26 protein-coding genes and 1 pseudogene are annotated in these 22,643 nt (G+C 62.3%); 8 read left to right on the plus strand and 19 right to left on the minus strand.

Annotated elements, in window-relative coordinates; all coding sequences use genetic code 11:
• Positions 1 to 208: 208 nt before the first annotated feature.
• The 4 genes and pseudogenes from ACIPV6_RS21640 to ACIPV6_RS21655 form a co-directional block, all read right to left on the minus strand.
• Positions 209 to 607: a hypothetical protein gene (locus ACIPV6_RS21640; protein WP_400272872.1), complete on the minus strand. Its 399-nt coding sequence runs from the start codon at positions 605 to 607 to the stop codon at positions 209 to 211.
• A 146-nt stretch (positions 608 to 753) separates the two neighbouring features.
• Positions 754 to 1,158, minus strand: a complete 405-nt coding sequence (locus ACIPV6_RS21645; RefSeq protein ID WP_400272914.1) for a hypothetical protein — start codon at positions 1,156 to 1,158, stop codon at positions 754 to 756.
• 147 nt (positions 1,159 to 1,305) lie between these two features.
• Positions 1,306 to 1,455, minus strand: a pseudogene (locus tag ACIPV6_RS21650) (helix-turn-helix domain-containing protein); the annotation flags it as partial.
• A gap of 131 nt (positions 1,456 to 1,586) precedes the next feature.
• A complete protein-coding gene (locus ACIPV6_RS21655; RefSeq protein WP_400272873.1) occupies positions 1,587 to 1,715 on the minus strand; it encodes a hypothetical protein in 129 nt (42 codons plus the stop codon).
• On the opposite strand from ACIPV6_RS21655, the gene ACIPV6_RS21660 reads away from it, so the two are divergent.
• On the plus strand, positions 1,708 to 2,607 hold the full coding sequence (locus tag ACIPV6_RS21660; protein ID WP_400272874.1) for a patatin-like phospholipase family protein: 900 nt from the start codon (positions 1,708 to 1,710) through the stop codon (positions 2,605 to 2,607). The genes ACIPV6_RS21655 and ACIPV6_RS21660 overlap by 8 nt on opposite strands.
• 125 nt (positions 2,608 to 2,732) lie before the next feature.
• Entirely contained in the window at positions 2,733 to 4,589 is a 1,857-nt protein-coding gene (gene ggt / locus ACIPV6_RS21665; protein ID WP_400272875.1) for a gamma-glutamyltransferase, read from the plus strand.
• Positions 4,590 to 4,611: 22 nt separating this feature from the next.
• On the opposite strand, the gene ACIPV6_RS21670 is transcribed toward ggt, so the two are convergent.
• The 12 genes from ACIPV6_RS21670 to ACIPV6_RS21725 form a co-directional block, all read right to left on the minus strand.
• The gene (locus tag ACIPV6_RS21670; RefSeq protein ID WP_397323444.1) at positions 4,612 to 4,803 is read right to left on the minus strand and encodes a hypothetical protein; all 192 of its coding nucleotides are present in this window, start codon (positions 4,801 to 4,803) and stop codon (positions 4,612 to 4,614) included.
• A gap of 48 nt (positions 4,804 to 4,851) precedes the next feature.
• Positions 4,852 to 6,489, minus strand: coding sequence for a daptide biosynthesis intramembrane metalloprotease (gene mpaP, locus ACIPV6_RS21675; RefSeq protein WP_400272876.1), 1,638 nt, complete (start codon positions 6,487 to 6,489; stop codon positions 4,852 to 4,854).
• Positions 6,486 to 7,697, minus strand: a complete 1,212-nt coding sequence (locus ACIPV6_RS21680; RefSeq protein ID WP_400272877.1) for a YcaO-like family protein — start codon at positions 7,695 to 7,697, stop codon at positions 6,486 to 6,488. The genes mpaP and ACIPV6_RS21680 overlap by 4 nt, the downstream gene beginning before the upstream one ends.
• 2 nt (positions 7,698 to 7,699) lie before the next feature.
• Entirely contained in the window at positions 7,700 to 8,518 is an 819-nt protein-coding gene (gene mpaM, locus ACIPV6_RS21685; protein WP_400272878.1) for a daptide-type RiPP biosynthesis methyltransferase, read from the minus strand.
• An 89-nt stretch (positions 8,519 to 8,607) separates the two neighbouring features.
• Entirely contained in the window at positions 8,608 to 8,733 is a 126-nt protein-coding gene (locus ACIPV6_RS21690) for a daptide-type RiPP (protein ID WP_397323448.1), read from the minus strand.
• Positions 8,734 to 8,776: 43 nt separating this feature from the next.
• Positions 8,777 to 8,902, minus strand: coding sequence for a daptide-type RiPP (locus tag ACIPV6_RS21695; protein WP_400272879.1), 126 nt, complete (start codon positions 8,900 to 8,902; stop codon positions 8,777 to 8,779).
• Positions 8,903 to 8,945: 43 nt separating this feature from the next.
• A complete protein-coding gene (locus tag ACIPV6_RS21700; protein WP_400272880.1) occupies positions 8,946 to 9,083 on the minus strand; it encodes a hypothetical protein in 138 nt (45 codons plus the stop codon).
• Positions 9,080 to 10,291 carry a daptide-type RiPP biosynthesis dehydogenase gene (gene mpaC, locus ACIPV6_RS21705; protein ID WP_400272881.1) on the minus strand — a complete coding sequence of 404 codons (1,212 nt, stop codon included), beginning with the start codon at positions 10,289 to 10,291 and terminating at the stop codon, positions 9,080 to 9,082. The genes ACIPV6_RS21700 and mpaC overlap by 4 nt, the downstream gene beginning before the upstream one ends.
• The gene (gene mpaD / locus ACIPV6_RS21710; protein ID WP_400272882.1) at positions 10,288 to 11,541 is read right to left on the minus strand and encodes a daptide-type RiPP biosynthesis aminotransferase; all 1,254 of its coding nucleotides are present in this window, start codon (positions 11,539 to 11,541) and stop codon (positions 10,288 to 10,290) included. Before mpaD ends, mpaC begins: the two co-directional genes overlap by 4 nt.
• A complete protein-coding gene (gene mpaB / locus ACIPV6_RS21715) occupies positions 11,538 to 12,527 on the minus strand; it encodes a daptide biosynthesis RiPP recognition protein (protein ID WP_400272912.1) in 990 nt (329 codons plus the stop codon). The genes mpaD and mpaB overlap by 4 nt, the downstream gene beginning before the upstream one ends.
• Positions 12,528 to 12,891: 364 nt before the next feature.
• On the minus strand, positions 12,892 to 13,086 hold the full coding sequence (locus tag ACIPV6_RS21720) for a hypothetical protein (RefSeq protein WP_400272883.1): 195 nt from the start codon (positions 13,084 to 13,086) through the stop codon (positions 12,892 to 12,894).
• A 178-nt stretch (positions 13,087 to 13,264) separates the two neighbouring features.
• On the minus strand, positions 13,265 to 13,774 hold the full coding sequence (locus ACIPV6_RS21725; protein ID WP_400272884.1) for a hypothetical protein: 510 nt from the start codon (positions 13,772 to 13,774) through the stop codon (positions 13,265 to 13,267).
• A gap of 87 nt (positions 13,775 to 13,861) precedes the next feature.
• On the opposite strand from ACIPV6_RS21725, the gene ACIPV6_RS21730 reads away from it, so the two are divergent.
• The 3 genes from ACIPV6_RS21730 to ACIPV6_RS21740 all read left to right on the plus strand — a co-directional run bounded on the left by ACIPV6_RS21730 (position 13,862) and on the right by ACIPV6_RS21740 (position 15,888).
• Positions 13,862 to 14,440 carry a hypothetical protein gene (locus ACIPV6_RS21730; protein WP_400272885.1) on the plus strand — a complete coding sequence of 193 codons (579 nt, stop codon included), beginning with the start codon at positions 13,862 to 13,864 and terminating at the stop codon, positions 14,438 to 14,440.
• 93 nt (positions 14,441 to 14,533) lie between these two features.
• Positions 14,534 to 14,926, plus strand: a complete 393-nt coding sequence (locus ACIPV6_RS21735) for a hypothetical protein (RefSeq protein WP_400272886.1) — start codon at positions 14,534 to 14,536, stop codon at positions 14,924 to 14,926.
• 500 nt (positions 14,927 to 15,426) lie between these two features.
• Positions 15,427 to 15,888, plus strand: a complete 462-nt coding sequence (locus tag ACIPV6_RS21740; protein WP_400272887.1) for a helix-turn-helix domain-containing protein — start codon at positions 15,427 to 15,429, stop codon at positions 15,886 to 15,888.
• Between the two features lie 315 nt (positions 15,889 to 16,203).
• On the opposite strand, the gene ACIPV6_RS21745 is transcribed toward ACIPV6_RS21740, so the two are convergent.
• From ACIPV6_RS21745 to ACIPV6_RS21755, 3 genes are read right to left on the minus strand one after another with little or no spacing between them, the layout of a single operon-like run.
• On the minus strand, positions 16,204 to 17,529 hold the full coding sequence (locus tag ACIPV6_RS21745; protein WP_400272888.1) for an MFS transporter: 1,326 nt from the start codon (positions 17,527 to 17,529) through the stop codon (positions 16,204 to 16,206).
• Positions 17,526 to 19,109 carry an acyl-CoA synthetase gene (locus ACIPV6_RS21750; RefSeq protein WP_400272889.1) on the minus strand — a complete coding sequence of 528 codons (1,584 nt, stop codon included), beginning with the start codon at positions 19,107 to 19,109 and terminating at the stop codon, positions 17,526 to 17,528. Before ACIPV6_RS21750 ends, ACIPV6_RS21745 begins: the two co-directional genes overlap by 4 nt.
• 40 nt (positions 19,110 to 19,149) lie before the next feature.
• Positions 19,150 to 19,914 (minus strand): enoyl-CoA hydratase/isomerase family protein, encoded by a 765-nt coding sequence (locus ACIPV6_RS21755; RefSeq protein WP_400272890.1) that lies wholly within the window; start codon positions 19,912 to 19,914, stop codon positions 19,150 to 19,152.
• A gap of 112 nt (positions 19,915 to 20,026) precedes the next feature.
• Here ACIPV6_RS21755 and ACIPV6_RS21760 point away from each other — a divergent pair, with 112 nt between their 5' ends.
• The 3 genes from ACIPV6_RS21760 (at position 20,027) to ACIPV6_RS21770 (ending at position 22,611) form a co-directional block, all read left to right on the plus strand.
• A complete protein-coding gene (locus tag ACIPV6_RS21760; protein WP_400272891.1) occupies positions 20,027 to 20,920 on the plus strand; it encodes a LysR substrate-binding domain-containing protein in 894 nt (297 codons plus the stop codon).
• 92 nt (positions 20,921 to 21,012) lie between these two features.
• Positions 21,013 to 21,549, plus strand: a complete 537-nt coding sequence (locus ACIPV6_RS21765; protein WP_400272892.1) for a type IV toxin-antitoxin system AbiEi family antitoxin domain-containing protein — start codon at positions 21,013 to 21,015, stop codon at positions 21,547 to 21,549.
• Positions 21,550 to 21,714: 165 nt separating this feature from the next.
• The gene (locus tag ACIPV6_RS21770; protein WP_400272893.1) at positions 21,715 to 22,611 is read left to right on the plus strand and encodes a hypothetical protein; all 897 of its coding nucleotides are present in this window, start codon (positions 21,715 to 21,717) and stop codon (positions 22,609 to 22,611) included.
• Positions 22,612 to 22,643: the final 32 nt, after the last annotated feature.

Raw genomic sequence — 22,643 nt, forward strand, 5'->3', positions numbered from 1 at the left:
GGGCAGGGATAACAAAATCCATGACGGACCTTTCCCCGCCGATGCATCAAACTGATGCGACAGCAACCTGTCACACAACAGCCTGACACACACGGCACCTCCAGCGATCCCGCAGATCTGCGGCGAAGTCGCGGGCCTACGCCCTACCGATAACGGGAGCCCACTGCGCGCCAGCGTCAAGAGTTATCTCTGAAGCCATCCTGCGTGGTTAGGTTCGGCCGATCCTTCGGAAGCCGGGCACGCCCTGTGGGTTCTCTGCCAGAATCCTAAGGTTCATGCCCGCGCGATCCCTGTCATCGTCTTCCAAAAGCATCCATGAGGGATGAGTGTGGTCCTTCAAGCGTTCGTAGAGTCCGATGATCCGGGAACGGTCGCTGCCTTTCATGAGATTGCACAAGGCCACTGGCTCCCGGATACAGGCGGCGAGAATGACAGCGTCGTCGAGGTGACGGCGGGTGTCACGGCTGTCCTGGCGAAAGGCGGCGCCCTTGAGTACCAGTGCGCCTAAAACATTCGGAACACTGATCAGAGTGTCGCCTTCTTCATCGTGAAGCCTGCAGTAGAAGGTGCGCTGCAGCGCCTGAGTACCTGCCGGAAGGGCGAACATGTCATTGCACCATCAGGCCACCGACCAGAGTCCAATGGCCGGCCCCAATATTTCGCGCGAGTTCGAGGCACTGCGGCCTCGGGCGCCCCCACCCGCCGAGAGGCGTGGCTACTTCTCGGATCTCGCGGCCGTCTTCATCGTGTCGCTCAACCATGAGCAGCCAGCTCGTCGACGAGTCGTTGCAACACAGCACGTCCAGCGGCTTGTTCCCGCGCCGATACGGCTTCAGCAAGATCAAGGGCGATTGCCGCCTCAGGAACACCGTGGCGGAAAGCGCCTTCGAATTCGACCTCCCTCAGAGTGATATTCCCTCCGGCCGACTCTTTCAGGTGAAATGCGTTCGCCATTTCGTCCGCCACGCCCAAAGGAACGTACCCATCAACGACGCCGGCACCCGGGGCGAGACCGAACAGTTCCGACATTCCGTCATCCCGCATGGCACTTCCGCCAGTTGGCGCCACGTGCACGCGGATTTGCTCCACGACCTCCCCCGTGGCGCGGAAGATCCTGACGGATGCCCGCCTCCGAGCGGCAGACATGATGTCGTCCACAGAGCGGTCTTTCAGAGAGACTTTCAAGCGATAGCGCTCCGGCGACTCCAGCCAGGGAGCGTCGCCCCCGCTGAGCAAGGACAACGCGGCCCAGACCACTCGAGCGCTCCAAGCCCGGCCCGCCCTGCGTGGCCTGTGAAGGGCTCTGTTCAGGGAGTCGCTGGTGATGAGTAGCAGCGGGCCGGCTCTGTAGCTATCGAGCTGACCGTGGTGGACCATGTTCCGGACCTGACGTTGGCTCACTCCGAGGCGTCCTGCGACCTCTGCAGTGGTGAGATGCGGGAGAGTCATATACATAAAACTACCTCCAAGGGAAGTATTTTGTATATACAGAACACTTCCCCTACGGCATAGTTTCGTTCGATAAGCCAAAAACCAAGGCTGCGATCGCGAACCGTGCTAGCATTCCCGGAGATCGTGACCAAACCTCAGGAGGTGAGACCCATGTACGCAGTATCCGCAATGGGCGCTCCCCAGGAGTCCACGGTTTCGCGGCTGAAGTAGCCGCTATCGGAGCGCCAAACACGCACATCGCGAAAGGCGACTCCAATGAACACAACACATCCTCAAGGAAACACCCGCGCCCTGGTCCTCGGTGGCGGCGGCTCAACAGGCAACGCATGGCTGATCGGCGTCGTTGCAGGACTGGTCGAAGCCGGCCTGGACGTCACCAAGGCCGATCTGGTCATCGGCACCTCGGCGGGTTCCACGGCAGCAGCCCAGATCACCGGCGGGAATCCCGCCGAACTCTTTGCCGCCGTCGTCAATGCCGATTACCGTCCCCGCACCAACCAGGCCGAACCCAACAAGGCGCGGGTCCGCAGCGCATCCGGCCACATGGAACGCACGGCCCGCATCATGGCCGGATCCGAAGACATGGCCGACATGAGACGCAGGCTCGGCGCTTCGGCCCTTGAACTGCGAGCGGCACTGGACGCTTCCACACAGGAGAGGTGGCGCTCTACCGTAGCCAGCCGGCTGCCCAGCCCCGACTGGCCGGATACGCCGATCCTCATCACTGCCGTCAATGCCCGGACGGGCGAACCGGTGGCGTTCCACCGGGACAGCAGGGTGGAGTTGGTAGACGCCGTGGCCGCGAGTTGTGCCAGCGGCTTCGCGTACGGCATCGGCTCGGATGACTACATCGACGGCGGCTACCGCGCAAACGCCGAGAACGCGGACCTCGCGTCCGGATACAGCGCGGTCCTGGTGCTGTCACCGTTTGGCGGGAGGACGCGCACTCCAGCCGAATGGGGAATGGATCTCGCCACGCAGGTGGATGTCTTGCGGGCAGCTGGCAGCAAGGTGGAGACGATCTTTCCGGGACCCGACGCCGAGCACATGTTCGGTGCCAACGCCATGGTTCTATCCCTGCGCCCGGCCGCGGCACGGGCAGGTTACGAGCAAGGGCGGCAGCTCGCACCGCGGCTCGGTGACTTCTGGGACTGATCCGGGGAGCAGCCTAAATACGACGAAGCCCGCCAAAACTCAACGGTTGTTCCCCTCCGGACCCGGGAGTAGGGTGGCCGGACCGCCAACCCTCAACACCGTCTGGGACATAGCTGGGAGACACCATGACACAGGTGAGACGTCGAATTGCTGCGGTCACCGCAGCCTTGGCCCTGAGCGTGACAAGCGGAGCGGTAACCAGTCCGGCCTTCGCTGACCCGCGCCAAACCGAGAAGAACGCCACGGCCACAGGCTACGGGGGTGCCGTCAGCACGGTTGATCCGGAGGCATCGGCGGCAGCCATCGAAGTACTGAGGAAGGGCGGCAACGCGGCCGATGCAGCGGTCGCGGCTGCCGCCACCCTCGGTGTCACCGAGCCCTACAGTGCCGGCATCGGTGGTGGCGGGTACTTCGTCTACTACGACGCCAAGACGGGCAGGGTGGGCACTATTGACGGTCGCGAGACCGCTCCGGCAGGCATCACCAAGGATGCCTTCATCGACCCTGCGACGCAGAAGCCGTACAACTTCACTCCGGAGCTCGTGACCAGCGGCGTCTCCGTTGGTGTTCCCGGCACGCCCGCTACGTGGGAACGGGCGCTGGAACGGTGGGGAACCATGGATCTGGGCGATGCCCTGAAGCCCGCCATTCAGGTGGCCAACCGTGGCTTCGTAGTGGACAAGACGTTCCGCCAGCAAACGCTCGACAACCAGCTCCGCTTCAACACGTTCACGTCGACCCAGAAGCTGTTCCTGCCCGGTGGCGACGCGCCCGCCGTCGGAAGTGTCTTCAAGAACCCCGAACTCGCGGCAACCTACAGGCTGCTCGCCAAGGAGGGTACCTCCGCGTTCTACGGCGGCCAACTCGCGAAGGAGATCGCAGCCACGGTGCAGGCGCCGCCGAAATCCGGTGCCACCGACCTGCCGGTCCCCGTGGGTTCCATGACCACCCAGGACCTGGCGAACTACAAGGCAATCGACCAGGCCCCCACCCACATGAACTACCGCGGTTATGACGTCTACGGCATGGCTCCTTCCAGCAGCGGCGGAACCACGGTGGGCGAGGCGTTAAACATCCTGGAGCCGTCCGACCTCGCCGGCATGGGGACAACGGACGCGCTGCATCACTACTTCGAGGCGAGCGCCCTCGCTTTCGCTGACCGCGGCGCCTACGTCGGAGATCCGGCCTTCGTCGACGTCCCCACCAAGGCGCTCCTCGACCCCGTGTTCGGCAAGGAACGCGCGTGCAACATCAACCCGACGGCGGCGGCCACCAAGCCACTCGCCCCTGGGGACGTCACAACGTACGACGGCGCGTGCCCGACTTCCGCGGCACCCCTCGCCGACGAGAAGGACACCGAAAACATCTCAACAACCAACCTGACGGTCGCGGACAAGTGGGGCAATGTTGTTGAGTACACGTTGACGATCGAGCAGACTGGCGGCTCCGGAATCGTTGTACCCGGCCGCGGATTCCTGCTGAACAACGAGCTCACCGACTTCAGCACCGTGTACAGCGCCACGGATCCAAACAGGATCGAACCGGGCAAGCGTCCGCGCTCGTCGATGTCCCCCACCATCATCCTCGAGGACGGCAAGCCCTTCCTGGCACTCGGCTCACCTGGTGGCTCCACCATCATCACCACGGTTCTGCAGACCATCCTGAACCGTGTGGACTTGGGCATGAACATCTCGGAGGCCCTTGCGGCACCGCGCGCGGCCCAGCGGAACACGGCGAATGTCACCGCGGAGCCGGACTTCATCACCGCTTATGGTCCGCAACTCACGGCTCTTGGACACAAGCTCGTTCCGGCCGGAGATGCGTTCACCTCGGCTGCCGAGATTGGTGCAGCTACCGCGATCGAGTTCGGCGAAGACGGGAAGCTGACGGCGGCCGCCGAACCGGTTAGGCGCGGTGGCGGCTCGGCCATGGTGGTGTCCATGGACCAGCGCGGCCACGGCAAGGGCCCCAAGCACAAGTAGGTCACGGACGTGCGGACCGCGATCAATCTTCTTCTTCGCGGTCCGCTCTGACCTCCACCATTGAGCGCCAGAACGACACTCCCGCGCCGACTGCGCAGATGGTGCCGGTAACAATCGGCCACGCGGTCTCGCTTCCGTTCGAGAGAAAAACGTAGAGGGAGTAGAAGGCCAGGATCAGGGCCAGCAACAGCCACACGAGCGATTTTTGATTCACGATGAGTTCCTTTGCGTTGATCTGTTTCTGGTCATGTGCTGGGCCCGCCTAGTCACCCGGCCAGAGTGGTGATGTGGAAATCGCCTTCCACAACCACTCCCCCAGGCTGAGCTGAACGTGGCTGGTGATCTCGGCACGTCCGGACGATGGCAGGTACTCGGATGCCCGGATGTCAGCGTCGTAGGAAAGGGCGGGGACGGCCAGGCCACCAAAGGTCACCGGCACCAAGGCCTCAAGCGGCGCTTTGGATAACGACGGCGGCAGCGAACCTATGGTGGCCATGCCCAGTTCGCGGTGGATCACCAAGCCCTGCGACTGCAGGGAGACACGGTCGCCGTCCGCCAGCGCGGCCAGCGTTGAACCGACAGGAGTGACGATGTTCAGGCGCCCGTTCACCAAGGTGTAGCCTGCAACCTGGCTGGACGTCACCGGGACTGCGGCCAGGATCACGGCCAGCACCCCCATTCCTGCCGTACCCACAAGCACCCGCCGCCAGAGGGGACTCCCGTTGCGTGCTGCCGCAAGGAAGAAGCGCACGATGCTTGCGGATACCAAGGCCAGGAGCAAGAGCAGAACGGCTGCCACCACCAGGTGTCCAGCGAAGCCGAACTGCAGGAACACCGGAACCAGTCGCTGGAAACCGACGGCCATGAACGCCAAGCCAGCCACGAAGCTCGCCAAGCCAAACCATGGAAGCACACCCCGCTTGGGCAGGGAGCGTGGTGCCCCGAACACGTGGACCCTGACCAGGTCCCCCATCGCGTCCATCGACTTCCTCCGAAGATAAGGAACATCCAAGGCAGACATCAGTGCCACGTAGCCGTCCAGCTTGATGAACGGAAACAGGTTCAGGACAGCCACGCAGTAGCAGAGCACTCCATAGAGAAGGACACCGTCTTTGGCAGTGGAAGCGGTCATGAATCCCTGCAATGACAGGGCAGCGCTGCCCAGCCCGAGGTGGACCATGGGACCAGCCAGCGCCACGAGTACCCTTTGCCTACGCGAAGGAAGGCGCCAGCCATCGGTCACGTCGCAGAAGAACGCGGGCGAGAGGTAAAACAACATGATGCCGATGCGCCTCGGCTGACCGCCAAAGTACGCCAGGGCCATACCGTGGCCCAGTTCGTGCAGCAGCGTCGAGGCGAACATCGCTGCGGCCACCCCCAGGTAGGCCTCCAAGGGAAGAGGCGTCGACAGGACCCGCAGGATTTCATGCCCCGCAGTGCTCAGGCCAACCATCCCACCGAGTGCCAGCAACGCCGCCAGGACCAGCACTTCGCGTCGTGCCAAAGCTGCTACCAGCGGACGAAGGGAATACAGGAACACGGTTGGGTTAAATAGCGTGAACTGGACTGTCAGTGGAGCCCGGAATTGAACCCAGCGGACCTTCGCACGGCGAGTGCCGCCGTCGAAAATTCGTGTGCTCGCCAGTTGCTCCACCACGCCAGTGACATCCCGGGCCGTCCATGGCTCCCCCAGTTGTGCCGCTATGTGTTCGGGTCCCTTCACGCCGTCCACAGTTCGCAGGACTGCGGCCACATCACCCGAGACCCTGGCTCTGGGTACGCCGTTCAACGCCACAATCCACGGAGCGCCGTCCTGCACCGGAGGGTCGATCGATGCCGCCGGTGCCAGCTGGACGGGCCACACCGGCGCATAGGTGGAGAGCTTCTTGGCCGGCCTCATATCAGCGGATGCGGCGTCAATGTCAGTCGCTCGGCAACGGGGCCGAACAGGGACAGGTTCTTGGTCTCGTCCATGGTCAATTGCACGGCACCTGGGCAGACCACTTTCCCAGTGACCCAGCCGAGTTCCGCGATGGGTGCCGGAAGCCTGTGGGTGAGGTCCACCCAGTGCGAGCCGATACCTCGGCTGGCCAGATGCCTCACCAGGACATCGACACCCGGCACTGGTTTCACGGCTGGGACCGGTTCCGTGGGGAAGGACTGGAGCCATGCCTGCAGGGTGGATACGGCTTGTGGAGTGCTCCAGAAGTCGGCACGGGAAGAGTCGTTGGTCACCGAATCGCCAGCACCAAAGGGCGATGGCTTGCGGGACAGGAACAGCTCCCGGATTTGCAGCCCTTCCTGCAGCGCACCGAGCATGGCGGACAGTGGATCGGCGGACGCCTTCAGGCCCACGGCACCGAACGAAGCCGACGACGTGGCGCCGATGATGACGCAAACAGCCGTGTGGACCGGGCTGTCGTTACCAACGAAGGCCAGCGTGAGGTGGACGCCCGCCGTTCTCGCCGCCTCAAGCAGGACAGCCAAGCTCCGGTCACGGGCTGATTGAGGCAATTCCGCGAGGTCCACCTTGTGCAGGGGTGCCTGCGAGCGCCAGGCCGACAGGAAGGCGTCGCGTTCCAGTATTTCCACGAGGGCCGAAGCCTGGGCGAAGGCCTCCGACGGTCCCGAGGCCGCACCATTCGGGGAAGGGTCGAAATAGCGCTCCCACCGGGCTGCTGACACCCGCCCTGGTCGATAGTCCACCAAGGGCGCAGGCACCTGCGACTCCGCTCCGGTCAGCAGCTCAGTGGCACCATACCAAGGAAAATCGCAGGCCAGCGCGGATGCCCGGCCGAGGCCGGCGGAGACAAAGTCAATCGGCTCCGCACCAGGACTCGCCACCAGGTGGTCGGCGTCCGCCAGTACCGGTGCCAGCGCGAACCGTTCCACTGCTTCGCCGGCGCCCCGGATCAACGATCCGCGCCGCCGCACGTCAAAGGCGCCGACGGCGGAGGCGAACCCCGATATGGCCGACCCACCATTGGCGAGTAGCGCGACAGTCCGCCAAAGCCCGGACTCGTTTGGCGGGTAGACGGTGGCCTCGGACACCAAACCATACGCGGGATCCAGGGTCAGGACAGGATCGAGGGCCAGTTCCGTTGCCATGCTCATTTCCCACACACCCATAGTTCGATGTCATTCAAGCCAGGACTCGGAGTGGCAATCCGGACGGGCCGGCGTTCCAGGATGGTCAGTCCCTCGCCGGTGAGTTCCTCGTGTATGAGGGCATTGCTGACGAAAGCGATCTCACTGGCATACGCCGACGAGTGATAGGTCCCGCCCTCGTTGAAGCTGACGTGGATCATGGTCACGTGCCGCGCTCCGTTGACGGGATCCCGGCTCTCCGCCGTAATGAGGAAGGAGTCTTCCCCCAACGCCGAAACTGTTGTGCCGCCGTCGTACGTTGTTCCGCCCTGATGGCTGTCCGCGTTCAGGACGGTGAGCAGGAACCGGCCGTCCGGGGCCAGGGCCTCCCGGACCCGGCGAAAGAGCCGGCGGCGATCGTCACGGTCCAGGAGCGTCACTGAACTGGCTCCGAGAACGACGCAACCGAAACCGCCGTCAAGCTCCACACGGGACATGTCCGCTTGCAGGAGTTCCACGTCCGCGCCCCTCGGGTTGAACGGAGCCGTACCAACCTTCGCGGCGAGCAGCTCCAGCATCTCCACGGAAGAATCGACGGCGGTTACGGGACGCCCCAGCGCCAGCAGCGCACGCGTTATCCGCCCGGACCCGGCTGCCAGTTCCAGGATGGGGCCCGTCGTCTTGCGGGCTGCTGCCTGGATTTCGGGTAGTTCGGTGAGGTCTTTGGCGGTGATCTGGTCATAGAGGCGGGACCCCGAAACGCTGTAGAGGTCTTCGGGCGGATCCAGGTGTCCGAGGACGCGCAGGATGGCATCGGCAGTCTGGTCAGGTGCTGGGTTCATCGGCATGTGTCCTTGGGAGTTGCTTCGGGAGGAGCACACGCGGGCAGCTGAGGAAGGAAACCACCCGCGTGTGCTGGCTTGGGTAGCGGCTAGGTGGCCGCGATGCCGACGACAATGCCGGCAATGATGATCACGTCACCGACGCGGATGTACCAAGGGGTGTCATCCGGGGTGTCCAGGTTTTCAAGTTCTTCGATGCTGAGTTGGAGCTTCATTGCTGCCTCCTTTCGCGTGTTGTGTTTGCTGGTGTTAGCGGGTCTAGGTGATGCTCACGGCGATGAGGCCGATGGCAACTCCCTGTGAGACGCCGACAAACCAGTTGTTGAAGTCCGGAGTGTCCAAGGACTCGACTTCCTGGATGGCCAGATTGAGCTGTTTCTGCATGTGCTTTCACCTCCTCTCCTGCGGTTGACGGTCACGATCACGGTCACGTGATGGTGACGGCGATGCCCACCAGTGCCAGGCCTACGGTGATTCCGTGGATCCGCTCGGTCCAGTCGTCCGGCAGGTCGATGCTTTCCAGTTCCTGGACGTTGAGGTCCAGGGCTTTGGGTGTGCTGATCATGTGCTCACCTCCTCCCTCTTGCTGATCGCGGGTGATCCGTCGGGCAAGTCATGGATGGTCGCTGCGCGGAGGACATGCTGGACCTGGAAGGCGTCGAGTCCACGCAGCATCGGCAGGACGCCGCCCCAATTGCGGATGGCGGCAGCAGCGGTATCCCGGATGGTTTCCCTGCTGGCGGGCACCACCCGCGGAACATCCCATTGCTGGATGAGTTCCGTAATGCCCTTTGCCGGGTTCGGGTTCAGGTGCGTTGCGCCCTTGGTGACCTCGGCCCAGATCCGGTTCAGCCGCTGTTCGCTACCCCAAGCCGCGTTGCCCTTTGCGATCTCGGCCCACACAGGCGGGATCAGCGCGGCGGTTGCGGTCATCTTCCGCGTACCCGTCAGGTATGCCAGTTCGTTGGCGACGTACCAATGCCTGGCGCCATACGGATTGCGGCCCATCAGCGACCAACCGGTGTGGGTTTCCATGCTGAGCCTTGCCGCCGCCAGCCGCAGATCAGGGGTGTCCCCTGATTGCAGTTGCTCCCCCACCTGCTGGATCCGGCGCAGCAGGTGGTGACCATCGTCGTCGAACATGCTGGCGGTGCTGCCGATCATCGTCCCGGCCACGCGCAGGAAAGCTTCAAGGAGCCCCTCCAGAACCAGCGTCCGCGGCAAGGTGTCGAGGTGTCCGGCGTCGAGCACTGCGACGTCGCCCGCCAAGTGCGGCGAGGCCAGCAAGCGGCGTCCGACGGCGGTATCCAGGCACGCTACTGCGCTGACTTCCGCGCCGGTCCCCACAGTGGACGGGAGGAGGACCGTCTTCAGGCGCTTGTTGGAGAACGGGATGGGAGGCAGCACCAGCAAACCCGAACGCTTGGCGTGGCGTTCCACAAAGATCGCCAGGCTGGGGTCCGCGGAGAACATCGCGGCGAGTTTGACGGCGTCGAGAATCGAACCGCCGCCAAGCCCGACGATCGTGTCCAGGCGGTGGACCTGGATGAATTCGATGACATCCCTCAGTGTTTGGATACTCACTGGCGTTGCCTTCAGGTCGAGGGCTGGAGCTCCGCGGAGATCGCCCTCTCTGAGCCGGTTCCGATGTTCGGTGAGGGAGGCATCGGCCACGATTCCCACACGGCCGCGGGTCAGTGAGCCCACGTACTTGGGCGTCATTCCGGCACCCAGGATGACGCACCGGGTCTTCCAGGTACGGTCGGCGATCATGCGAAAACTCCGTCGGCGCGGGCTTCCGTTAGGCCGTGGACTATGGCCAGATGCAGTTCCCGGAAGTTCTCTTCCGTGAACGTGAGCGCGGGCAGGAGTTGGATCCTTCCCGGGCCGGGTTGCACGATTGCACCGGCCTGGTGGATGCGCCTCACCACGGCCAGGGTGCCGTTGGCCGAAAGGGGCGAACCGTTGCCCGTGTGGAGCTTCACGCCCCGCATGCAGCCGCGTCCTGTCGTTCCGCCGATACCTCGGACGTCCTTGAGTTCGGCAAGGAGCCGGTCCAGCCCCTCGGCAACCTCCTTGTTCAGCCTTTGAAAATCCAGGCGCTCCATCTCACAGATGGTGGCCAGGACCGCGGCGCAGGTGGACGGGGTGCCGGCTTGCGTTTCTCCGTGGACGAAGACGGATTCGGTGGCATCGAAGACGTCCATGATGCGTTGGGAGATTAGGAGCGCCGCACAGGCTGCGGTGCCGTTGGTCAGGCCTTTGGAAGTGACGATGATGTCCGGTGATTCCGCCCATTCGTCGGATACGAACCACGAACTCACTCGGCCGAACCCCGTTGCTACTTCGTCTGCCACCAGGAGGAATCCGTGGCTTTCCCGGTACTGGTGGAGGGCTTCGAGGAAGTCTGCCGGGACCTCCTCCGCGCCGGAGCCAAGCACAGGCTCTACTACCACTGCCGCAATCCGATGACCCTCGCGATGCATCAGGTTGTCCAACTCCTGGTTGGTGTCGAAGCTTATGTGCCGGATGTTGCGACCATCCACGCCATACACCGCTTGCCCAAGGTCATCGCCGCTGAGGGCCTGGCTGCCGTACGTCAGGCCGTGATAGCTGCCCCTGAGCCCGACAACGAGTCTTCTTTCCGGCTGGCCATTCAGGACGCAGAACTGCCGGGCGAGCTTCATGACGGCGTCGTTGGCCGCACTTCCGGATGTGGAGAAGAGGACCTTGCTGAACGTGTTCCTGGGCAGTCTCAGCAGCGCGTCCGCCGCTTCAATGGCGCGTTCGTGTGCCGTCCGGAAGAGCGGCAGGTAGGAGGCTCTCGTGAGTTCCTCGGCCACGGCCGCGGCGATGACCGGGTTGCCAAAGCCAAGGTTGGCATTCCACAGACCGCTCTTCGCGCACAGCCGACGCTGCCCGTCCGCGAAGGTGACATGAACGCCGTCGGCCGCTGTTGCCGTGAAGCTCTCCTGGTCAAAGTCGTGCTGGGTAACCAGCGGGACCCAGAGCGGAAGACTCACAGCAGTTCTCCAAGAAGGTCGATGCCCAGCTGGTCGAACTGGGCCACGACGGACCGTGCCGAGCCCTCAGCGGCTGCTGGCGAGACGCCCAGCGTGGTGGCGGTAACCGTGGCTGCGGCCTCGACATCCCGAAGGTTGGAGATCGCCTCGATCAGGGTGGCCGCGTCTGCGCCAATCTTGAAGAGCCGGCCGGTCCTGGTGTCCAGGAGCCTGTACTCACCGTGCCGTTCAAGGATGAACGGTGCTCCGGGCAGCGGATGGTTGTGGCTTTCCGTGGCCCCGTACAGGCTCAGGCCGAAGCCGACCAGTCGCGTATCCGCGTGGTGGTCCCGCAGGATGAACTTCCACGCGTCCAGTGCGGCAAGGTAGCGCGGAATCCACGGGCGATCGCTGAGCTGCGTCCTCATCTTCGCGGCATCGCTGATGGAGGCCACTGCCGATTCGGGTTTCAGCGGGACGGCTTTGATTCGGAGATCATGCAAGGGATCGCCGGCCCAGCCGATCACTGTTCCATAGGGTCCGTTGAGAATGGTGCCGTCCGCTGTGATGTGGATTCGCGACAACCTCCGGTCGAGGCTGCCCTGCCCGCCCAGCAACCCGCGTTCGCTCAGCACTGCGTTGACGTCCGTGAGCTGGCCGATGAAGTGCCCGGACCTCCGCGCCTCGTCCGCATCGTCGAAGAACGCCTGCTGATCTTCCAGACCCGTGATCCGAACTATGGTCGCCCCCACCAGGTTGACGAACGGGAGGGCAACGTAATCCTGGATTTCAAGGTTCAGCGTGCCGCCCACCAGCAACTCGCCACCCGGCTCATCAAAACCGCCCTTGACCGTGGCGATGTCCGGATCGCCAGCGTCACCATCCACCACCAGGACCACAGAGCCCTCCACGGCCAGGTCCTTGGCGTAACCGGCATGCGCGGCGTTCTCCGCGAAGACCACGTGACCCGGTATGCGGCCTGGAATTCCCGTCACCCACTGATCCACCGCCGCCGCGATGGTTTGTTGCTGACTCAGCGTCAAAGTGCCAACCCCCAATAGTTGTCCTGTTGTCCCCTGAGCGGGCCCTTCGGACGGGCTCGTTCATGGGAAGGACACTATGGGCGCGGAGGGCCTCCACGATTGGGAAAATCGAAATTAGGTGGTGATTTTGGCGAAATTAGGTGGTGAAAACGGGAAACTAGGGGTTTTGACAGGGTCGTCTAGGTGGTGGGTTTTGGATGTTCCGCTGCTCGGTCGCGGCCTCCCAACGCGAAGGACCCCGCCCACCAGGCACGAGGCTGGTGGACGGGGTCGTGAACTCAGAATCCGGAGAGTAAGTAGCCTTCGAAGTTGAGGAGGCTACCGTTCTTCAGCGTGGGGTGTCAGAGGAGTTGGTTGTCCTGGCCTTCGCCTTCTTGCGCGTCAGCCAGATCTCGTTGGCGGCATAAGGAATGATCGCGAGGAACGGAATCACAATGCCTTGCCATGTAGGCACCAGCTTCAGCATCAGAGGCATGAACGATGCCACGAAAACCACTTGGTGTACGTATCTGTACCATGTCACGGTCGGCCGGGCTCCTCCTTCAGGTGGGCTGACGGCGGTTGCCGCACCCACCGTGCATCTAAAGGGACGAAAGTGCTCTCATGAATGGGATTTCTGAAATTAGGTGGCGATTTTGGGAAAATTAGGTGGTGAAAACGTGAAACTAGGGGTTTTGACATGCCCCTTTAGGTGGTGCGTTTCAGTGGCCGAACATCTCCAAACAGCCGCCGTCCATAATGCTGCCACCGGCCTGGATGGTGACTTCACCTTCTCCCGGGACCACACCGTACAGGCAGCCTCCGCTGGGCACCGCGACCCCGAAACGGACACCGTTGCCGCCGTCGTCGGTTTGAACTTCCTTGAGGTTGAGCGACGCGAAAGCCGCTTCGACGTCGGCCGGGGTGGCCGGTTTGTCCAATGCGTTCAGGGCGTTTTTGGCTGGGTCCAGGTGTGTGTTTAACTGCGCCTGTATCTCCGGGCTGAGCTTCCGACGCTGCCTGTACATCTCGTTCTCGGCCATGGCGGCGTTGCCGTCGTAGGCGACGCAGTTGTTTGGCTGCGGTTCCGTGCCTGCACTCGGGCAGGCGGCCGTTGGGGTGGGGCTTTGCTGCGGGGGTGCCGCGGTTGGCGGGACGCCGCAGCTCACTAGTGAGAGAAGTACGACGGCGGCAGTTGCGAGGGCTGATATCGATGATTGTGTATTCCCCATCAAAGGGACGATACGGTAAGGATGCTGTTTTATCCATCGATTAGGCTAAATGACGTAGAAGCCAACTTGTGTCACTAGCATGTGCCTATGCAGACTTTCACGTGGGCAGACGCGAGCGCTGACAAAGCCGGGACCAAAGTCGCCGTCTTACTTCCCGGATCTGGGTATCCCGTCGAGGGTCCGGTCCTGTTCTGGGTTGGTGAGATGCTCGCTGCGCTTGGTTGGCACGTGCAGGCCGTTAGGTGGACGCCGGAGGACAAGCCGCATCATGATCCGCATCTCTTGGTAGCGCAGGCCGCCGAACAGGCCTTCGCCGATTCACCCGTCGCAAGTCAGCGTCTCATTGTGGCCAAGTCGCTGAGCACGCTGGCGATTCCATGGGCCGAAGAAACCCGAACGCCCGGCGTCTGGCTCACACCATTGCTGACAGACGAGCGAGTTCGGAACACGATCATTCGTTCCGCGAAAAACGACCTCTTCATTGGGGGTTCCAAGGATGAACTTTGGGACGGCGGCCATAGGGGCGAGCCGAATGGGACATTCCTCGAGGTAGCCGGAGCGGACCATTCTTTGCAGGTCGGAAACGACTGGCGAGCCTCCCAGGAAGCGCAGGCAATGGTCTTCGAAAAGATCGAGGAATTCATCCTGGGACTCGGCGACGCTTGAGCCAGCGTGTTCTGTAGCCTTATGGGTCCTTGCCAGGAGGCGTGAGGCGAAGTCCTTCAAGACCTCGCCTTCGCGTTAGAGGACGGAACAGATGTGCCGCGCCTGAAATCCGAGCGGAGTTACTGGCTTGGTCTATCCGCTGCCTATGGCGTTGCCCTGGCCCTGCTGACGATGACCGATTTGCCGTGGCCAGGGTCGCTGGCTATCTTCGCTGCCTTGGTTGTTTTCATCGTGATTCAGGGACTGCTCTACGGGCAGTTTGATAAGGCTGTTTTGTACGAGGTGGACCCTAGGAAGGGCACAGCAGGAGCCCTCCTTACGTTTTTCCCGCTCGGAACGTACCTGATTCGAGGATCAGAAGTTGCTCTTTGGGCCGGGCCTCTTTACGGTCTGATCGCTTCCCCAGGATCGTACGCGATTCTCAAGAAGTACGGCTACTTCTACCGGCCAGCTGTGCCGGCGACGGAACTAGGGAGTACAAAGTGACTTGCCGGCCGAGTGCCGCTTCCGACGACGGCTACGGTCATGGGACGGCCGTCATGAAGGTCAGCCCAGTTAGGCCCATCTACTGTCCCGCCCAAGGCGGACGGAAGATAATCGTCAGCACCACGATGCAAAGGCCCGAGATTATGAGCACGGAGCAAAAGAACACCCCTAACATCTCAAATCCCCGAGTCGGCCCCTCACCCGACTCCGAGCCCGCGTCCACCCGCGACCGAGAGAAAACAACTTCAGCTTTCCGGCCAAGCATCTGCGATGCGATTGCAAATTGCCGCCGGGCGATCCGTTTCCTAAACGGCAGCCACAGTATGCCACTTGCCATGAAGACAAACCCCAGTGTCATGGTCCCCCTCAAGCAGTGGTGGTCGCATCATCCTAGAGCCTCGTCGACATCCTTAGGTCCAGGAAACCTCCGACATGGCGAACCAGTCGCGCATGCACCTCAATTTGATTGCGTGTTCGATTTTTTCGATTACCCTGAAGTTATGACTGCACTCCTTGCGGACCACACCGTCCTTCCACCAACCGACGAGGCCCTCCTGCCCGTAGTAATAGAAGCCCTCAACCGCAATGACCACGCGACCTTGGTGACCGGAGATGGTTCCTCTCTTGAACTGCCGGTTGAAGTCTACGAGGCTTTGCGGGATGTTGTTGCGGCGATGGCGGCTGGCCAAGCGATCACCATCGCACCCCACAACACTGTGCTCACAACTCAGGAAGCAGCGGATTTGCTGAACATGTCCCGGCCCACCCTGGTGCGGTTGCTTGAGGGGGGCCAGATCGCCTTCACCCAACCCGGCCGCCACCGGCGTGTATACCTTGCCGATGTTCTGGCCTATCAGCAGCGCCTACGCGAAGAACGCCGGGCCGTCTTGGACACAATGACCAAGGACGCGGCGGAAGATGATTCTTACGCCAAGCTGAACGCCTTCATCAAGACCCGCTAAAGCTCCTATGGCCTTCAGAGTGCTGTTCGACGCGTGCGTGCTGCTGCCCTATCATCTCTGCGACCTTCTCCTTCGGTTGGGCGAGACAGACATCTACCAACCTCTATGGTCCGACGAGGTTCTTGGCGAAGTCAGGCGCAACCTCGTCCAGGCTTTCGACCCAGTCTGACTCGGTCGGCGTTCTACAGCAGGCTTAGTCTCACAGCACCCCAGTTCGCCGGTGCCGCCCTCAGATTGGACGCTGCGGGTCCTTCCTTGGAGTTGGTTGCCGACAGCGCCAACTCTCGGCAATAGGGCTGCAGCCCCTCGACGACCCTACAAAACCGTAGTCCGCGACAGCGACAAGTCCTTCGTCTCCCGGAAGAACAGCACCACGACCACCGCGGACACCAGGGCCATCCCCATCAGGTAGAACGCAGGGGCCAACGGAGACCCGAATCCAGCCACCAAACCAGTGGCAACGAACGGGGCTGTCCCGCCGAATAAAACGTAGGCCAAGGTGTACCCGATCGCAGATCCAGAAGCCCGCACGGACGAAGGGAACATCTCCACCAACGCCGGTACATTCGACGTACCAATCACGGCCACCAAAGCACCCAGAATGCTTGTTCCGAGGATTGCGAACCCGAGCCCAAGAGGCATGATCGAGAATGACGGAATCGTCATCACCACGAATCCAACACAGGCCACGAGCAGCATCCGTTTCCGTCCGTAACGGTCACTCAAGCGGGCAGCCAGCGGGCAAACCGCCGTGTACACCAGCATCGTCACCACGCTCGTGATCATCGATTCAGCCGATGAGTACCCCAAACTCGAGGTCATGTAGGCGATCATGTAGCTGCTCATCAGGTAGTAAGCGATCGCATTGGTGATGCTGTATCCGAAAAGCGTGAAGATCTGCCGCGCACAGAGCCGGATGGCGTCGCCGAGAGGACGCTTGGCCACTTCTCCGGCATTCTCCAACCCACGGAACACCGGGGTGTCATCCACCTTGGACCGTATATACAGACCGATCAGGCCAAGCGGCGCGGCCAAGAGGAACGGGATCCGCCAGCCCCAGGCCTGGAGGTCGGCAGAACTCAAGGTCGCAGTAATTGCCGCACCAAGCAAAGCACCTGCCACCGAAGCAAGGCCAACCGTCGCCGGAATCACGCTGGCATACGTCGCCCGTTTCCCAGCAGGAGCATACTCAACGATGAACGCCGACGAGCCCGTGTACTCGCCACCCGTCGTGAACCCCTGAACTGCACGGAACAGGAAGAGCAGGATCGGCGCCCACACCCCAATCACCGCGAACGTAGGCAGGATTCCGATGCAGAACGTCGCCGCACTCATGATCAGCACGCACAGGCCGAGCATCTTGTTCCGGCCAATCCGGTCACCGTAGCGCCCAAAGAAAGCCGCCCCGAGCGGCCTGGCGATGAAGCCGCCGGCGAAGATCGCCCACACCGCCAGAAGTGACGCCGTCGTCGAATAATCCGGGAAGAAGAGCTTCGCGATCGTGACGGACATGACCGCGTAGGCGGCTGAGTCGAACCATTCGACGAAATTCCCGACGGCGGCTGCCGCGGCAACGCGCTTAAGGTTCCGGCGCGGGGATGCCTCGGTTTCGGAGGCGGAATTCTGGGTCACAGTATTCATGATGACTGTCCTTCGCGGGGAGTGTGTGGGAGTGCGCGGAGTTGGGCCCGCTGGACCTTGCCGGTGGCCGACTTGGGCAACGCGGAAACGTATTCGATGAAGCGCGGGTACGCGAAGCGGGAGAAGTTCTCCTTCACGTGCGCCACGATGTGTTTGCTCAGCTCCGCTCCCCCGGCGTGACCTGGCATAAGCTCGATCCAGGCTTTGATGGACTGGCCGCGGAGTTCGTCGGGAACGCCTGTCACCGATACGTCCTTCACGGAATCAAGCTCGCGGATCACGGCCTCCAGCTCATACGGCCCCACACGGTAGCCTGAGGTCTTGATGACGTCGTCGGTCCTCCCCAGGAACCAGAAGTATCCGTCCTCATCCGCGTAGGCCTGGTCCTTTGTGTGGTACCAATCCCCGCCGAACGCGGCGGTCGATGCCTCCGGCAGGTTCCAGTATCCCAAGGGAAACTGCGGGTTGGAGCGGGCGCGGAGGCAGATCTCGCCGGTCTCGCCAGCGGGCACTTCGTGCTCGTTCTCGTCCAGGAGTCGGACGTTCCATCCCGGTAGGGGCTTGCCCATCGAACCCGGTTTTACCGGCACGTCCGGGTAGTTCCCCAGCAACGGGTACGACTCCGTCGAACCGTAGTAGTCCAGCAGCGTCACGCCGAACTGCCCGTCGAACCAGGTGATGAGGTCCGGCGTCAGCGGCTCATTGGACGAACAAACCGTCCGCAGGGACAGCGGGAAGCGAGTACCGGCGTCGGGCACGTCTTCGCGCATCTTGCGCAGGAACGTCGGGTTGACGAGCGCGCTGGTGACGCGGTGGCGGCTCACGGCGTCCAACAGGGCTGCGGGGTCAAAGCCGCCCGCCGGCCGGAAAACCAGGTGTGTGGCGCCGAGCCGCAGCGGACCCATCAGTTTGGCGAGCGACCACGCCCAATCCCCCGCGCCGAAAAACACGTCGCCGTCGCCGAGTTGGTGGCAGTACTCAAACTCGTTGTGGCCGAGGAGAGTGCGTTGTGCGTGGACGATTCCCTTGGCGCGGCCGGTGGTGCCCGAGGTGTAGAAGATGAGGGCGGGGTCGTCGGCTTTGGTTTCAACGTTCTGGAATTCGGTTGGTGCTGCTGCGATCTCCGGGCTGTCGATGTCGATGAAGGTGCCCTCGAAACCCTCAAAAAGGTGCCGGGCGGACTCCTCGGCGATGATCACCGACGCGCCGCTGTCCTCCAGCCTGAACCGGATCGGCTCCGCGGCCCACAGCAGGGACATCGTCACCAAGATCGCGCCAGTCCGCAGCACGCCAAGGTATGCAGCCGGGGTGTCGGAGCGCTGCGGCAGCAGGACGGCGACGCGATCGCCCTTCTTGATGCCCGCACTTTGGAGCGTGGCCGCGATCTGCCGCGAGCGGTCTTGGATTTCGCCCCAGCTCACCTCGCGTTGACCTTCGACGGCGGACTCCAGGATGAGTGCCCGCTTGTCCCTTGGGTGGTGGTCGGCGACGTCGGCGGCCATGTTGTAGAGCTCGGGCACCTCCCAGCGGTGGGAGTTTCGTCGTTCGGTGTAGCGGTCGTGGGTTGCGGTGGTTGTCATGCGTGGATGCCTCCTTTGGTTCTTGTCCGGCGCTCAGCGCTCAGCGGCGGCCAGCGAGGAAGCGGGCCATCTCGCGCTGGGGTTCGCCTGTGCCGTAGGCCTCGCGGTGGACGCGCTTGGCTTCGGCCATGGCGTCGGTGAGGTCGTCGTCTTCCAGGCTGCGCAGGCGGTTCTTGGTCAGACGGACTGCACCAGGCGGAAGGAGGCTCAAACGCGAGGCAAGTTCCTGGGCGTAAGCCAGCGTGCCGCCGTCGTCCGCCAAGTAGTTAAGGAGGCCGAGACGCTGAGCCTCATGCGCGTCGACCAGTTCGCCGGTGAGGACGAACTGGGAGGTCTTGGACTTGCCGAGGATGCTCCACATGGCCCAGATGCCGGTGATGCTGGGGATGCCGGAGAGGACCTCGGGCTGGCCCATGCGGACCTGGGAGTCGCCGACGCGGAGGTCTGCGAGGAGCGCGTACTGGAAGCCGGAACCGGCGGCGACGCCGTTGACCGCGGCGATGGTGATCTGGTCGAGGTTGCGGACGGCGCGATACAGGCGGTCGAAGCCGTCGATCCAGGCCTCGGCCGATGCGTGGTCTTCGGGGTTCATTCCGGCGGTTTCGGCGAGGTCCTGTCCGGCGCAAAAGGCGCGACCCGTTCCGGTGAGGATCACCGTGCGGATCTCGTCGTTGCCCTTGAGGCTTTCGAGGTGGGCTATGAGTTCATCGCGCATGGCCTTGGTCCACGCGTTGAGCTTGTCCGGGCGGTTGAGATTGATGGTGGCGATGGGGCCGTTTTGTTCGAAGAGGACTTCCTGGGACACGGTATTTCCTTTTTGCTTAGCGGTTGGCGTTGTCCCATCTGACCATCGGCAATTGTGACCCGTCTAACATCAATATCTACTCGCCGTGATACCAAACTGATATGGTGCGCGGATGGATCTCCACCATCTCAAGTACTTCGTGGTGCTCTCCGAGGAGCTGCATTTCGGCCGGGCGGCGCAGCGTTTGCACATGGCGCAGCCGCCGCTGTCCCAACGGATCAAGGACCTGGAGAAAGAGCTCGGGGTGCTTCTGTTTCACCGGCGACGGACCGGTGTGGAGTTGTCCGAGGCTGGGGCTTTACTCCTGGAGCATGCGCGTGGGGTGCTGGATCACGTGGCGATGGCGCAGGAGTCGATGCGCCGGATCCGACCGGGCGCTTCGGGCGTGCTGCAGGTGGCGGTGCCGCCGGATACGAATCCTGTTGCGCTTTCTACGATGGTTTCTGCTTTTGCTTCATCCGCGCCCGATGTCCTGCTGAACCTGCACGAACTCACCACCGTGGAGCAGGTTGAGCGACTGCGCGACGGCGAACTGGATGTTGCGGTGGTCCGTCACCCTTTGAGCAGCGTGGGTTTCGAGTCGGGGCCGGTATTCTCGCGGGCGCTGGGGGTGGTGTTGAATGCTTCGCACCCGCTGGCTTCATTCTCTTCGGTGCGGTTGGGTGACCTGGCCGGCAGTCCGTTGATCATCTTCCCGCGGCACATGGCCCCGACCTTGTACGACTCGTTCCTTCACACGTGCCGGGATGCTGGCTACCTGCCGGCAGCGATTGTTCATGCGCGGAACCAGCACTTCACACACGGGCTGATCCTGGCCGGTCGCGGTGTGCACTTCAATGAGGAGCCGTGGACGCCACTGCCTGCCGGGATCGCTTGGCGGCCACTGGTTGGGGATCCGTTGGCTTGGCGGACGTCTGCGCTGTGGCTGAAGAGCCGTCGGTCAGCGGAGACGGATGCGTTCGTGGCGGCTGTGGGGGCAGGGTTGGGGGCTGGCGGGCATACGTAGAGTCAGAACAATACCGTTTTCGGTATAGTTCTGACAGATCGAATCACGCCGGTTTGCGGACAAAACAATACCGCCCACGGTAGACTTTTGACATGCGGAGAACCTACCGAAACGTACTGCGTGAGATCGCCTACGACAACCATGGCTATGTCACGACCACGGACGCGGCAGAGGCCGGCATACCTGTAGTCGAATTGCCGAAGCTCACCGCCCGCGGCGGCCTCGACCACGTTGGATATGGTCTTTACCGTATGACCGACATCCCGCCGACCGCTGATGATCAATTCGCCGAAGCGACCCTGCGTGCAGGAGACGACGCCTACCTCCACGGAGAATCCGTCCTTGCCCTCCTCGGTCTCGGGGACGTGAATCCTACGAAGATCACAGTAGGAACCGGACGCCGTGTCCGCCGAGCAATGCCCGCGTACATGAAAGTCCTCCAGACACAAGCTGGAACGAAGGTCACACTCTACCGTGGGATCCGCGCCCAGCAACTCAGCGAAGCACTCCTCGAATGCATGGGGCGTGTCCCGGCCTCACGACTGCGGGATGCCGCAGCCCAGGCGCGTGCTGAGGGACTATTGACGACGGCGGAGTGGAACCGCCTGCGCAAGGAACTCGCCGCATGAGGTATGACACCCCTTCGGATTCGGACCGCCCAGCGCGGCCGCAAGAGACACATTAACTTAGTCTTTTCGGACTCAGTACCACATGAATCGATATACGCAAAACGCCTTACATGGCTCGTGTGTCTGGAAAGGAATACTGTCCAGCCCCTAGATAAACTGGATTATATGGCTCCTCTTTCTGAAATCGTCACCAAAACTAAACAGTGGACTATGTGGTCAGGCACCAAAGAAGACTTCCTGCGACTACTGAAATTGGTTGAAGATCCGTTCGCCGCGCACCTTCCTGATCATGTCAAGGCCAAAACTGCCAGGCACCGCCAAACGATCGAATGGATCGGAAAGCGCGAAGCTGAAGCCACAAAGGATAAGGAGACATTGCCGGAATATGCAGAGAAACGGTTAGCGGCGTTGAAGACCGAGCTTGAAGAGGCACAGCGGGAGCTTGAGGACGCCGAAGCCGAAGCCTCCAAAGCCGGACTGATTCGACTCGCCCTCACAAGCTCGAACGACGAGCGGCGTCAAGTGACGGCGGGCGCAGACGACTTAAGTCAGTACATCGACGGTCGGAAGATTCAGGGGATGGAATTTTCAGCACCGGCCGCCCACATGGGGCGCCGCTCAATCGATCTTCGCGCCGACAAGGACGGATTGAACGTATATGTGTCCTCCAACGACTCACAGTGGTCACTAGCCTCCTTTGCAGAACTCGAAGCCGAGGTGGTTCGAAATGTCCCACGTCTCAGGTTTGTCCGCTCGGCGGGCTTTCTAATCCCCCTTTACTTCCTCTCCTTCGCCGTCGCCCTGACCACTGGCACCCAGGGTTACATCAACCAACTGTCAGACGTCAGCAAATACAGCTTGCTGAGCTTTTATGGCGTAGTCGACGCATTCGCTACTTTCGGTGCCGTGGCCCTAACTCAGCGACTCATTCCCGCATTCGAGATCGTGAAGGCTGGGAAGCGATCTGGCCTGTCCGCTGCCCTTGGTGTTATCGGATCTGCCTTGGCGGCTGTGGCCCTCGGCGTCTTGGGGAACGTGGTATTTCAAGCCATGTTTGGCTAACGCATATAATTGACGATTCCGGTGAAGCAATC

The organism is Paenarthrobacter sp. NPDC089988 (assembly GCF_044748465.1).
In the GTDB taxonomy this organism is placed as follows: domain Bacteria; phylum Actinomycetota; class Actinomycetes; order Actinomycetales; family Micrococcaceae; genus Arthrobacter.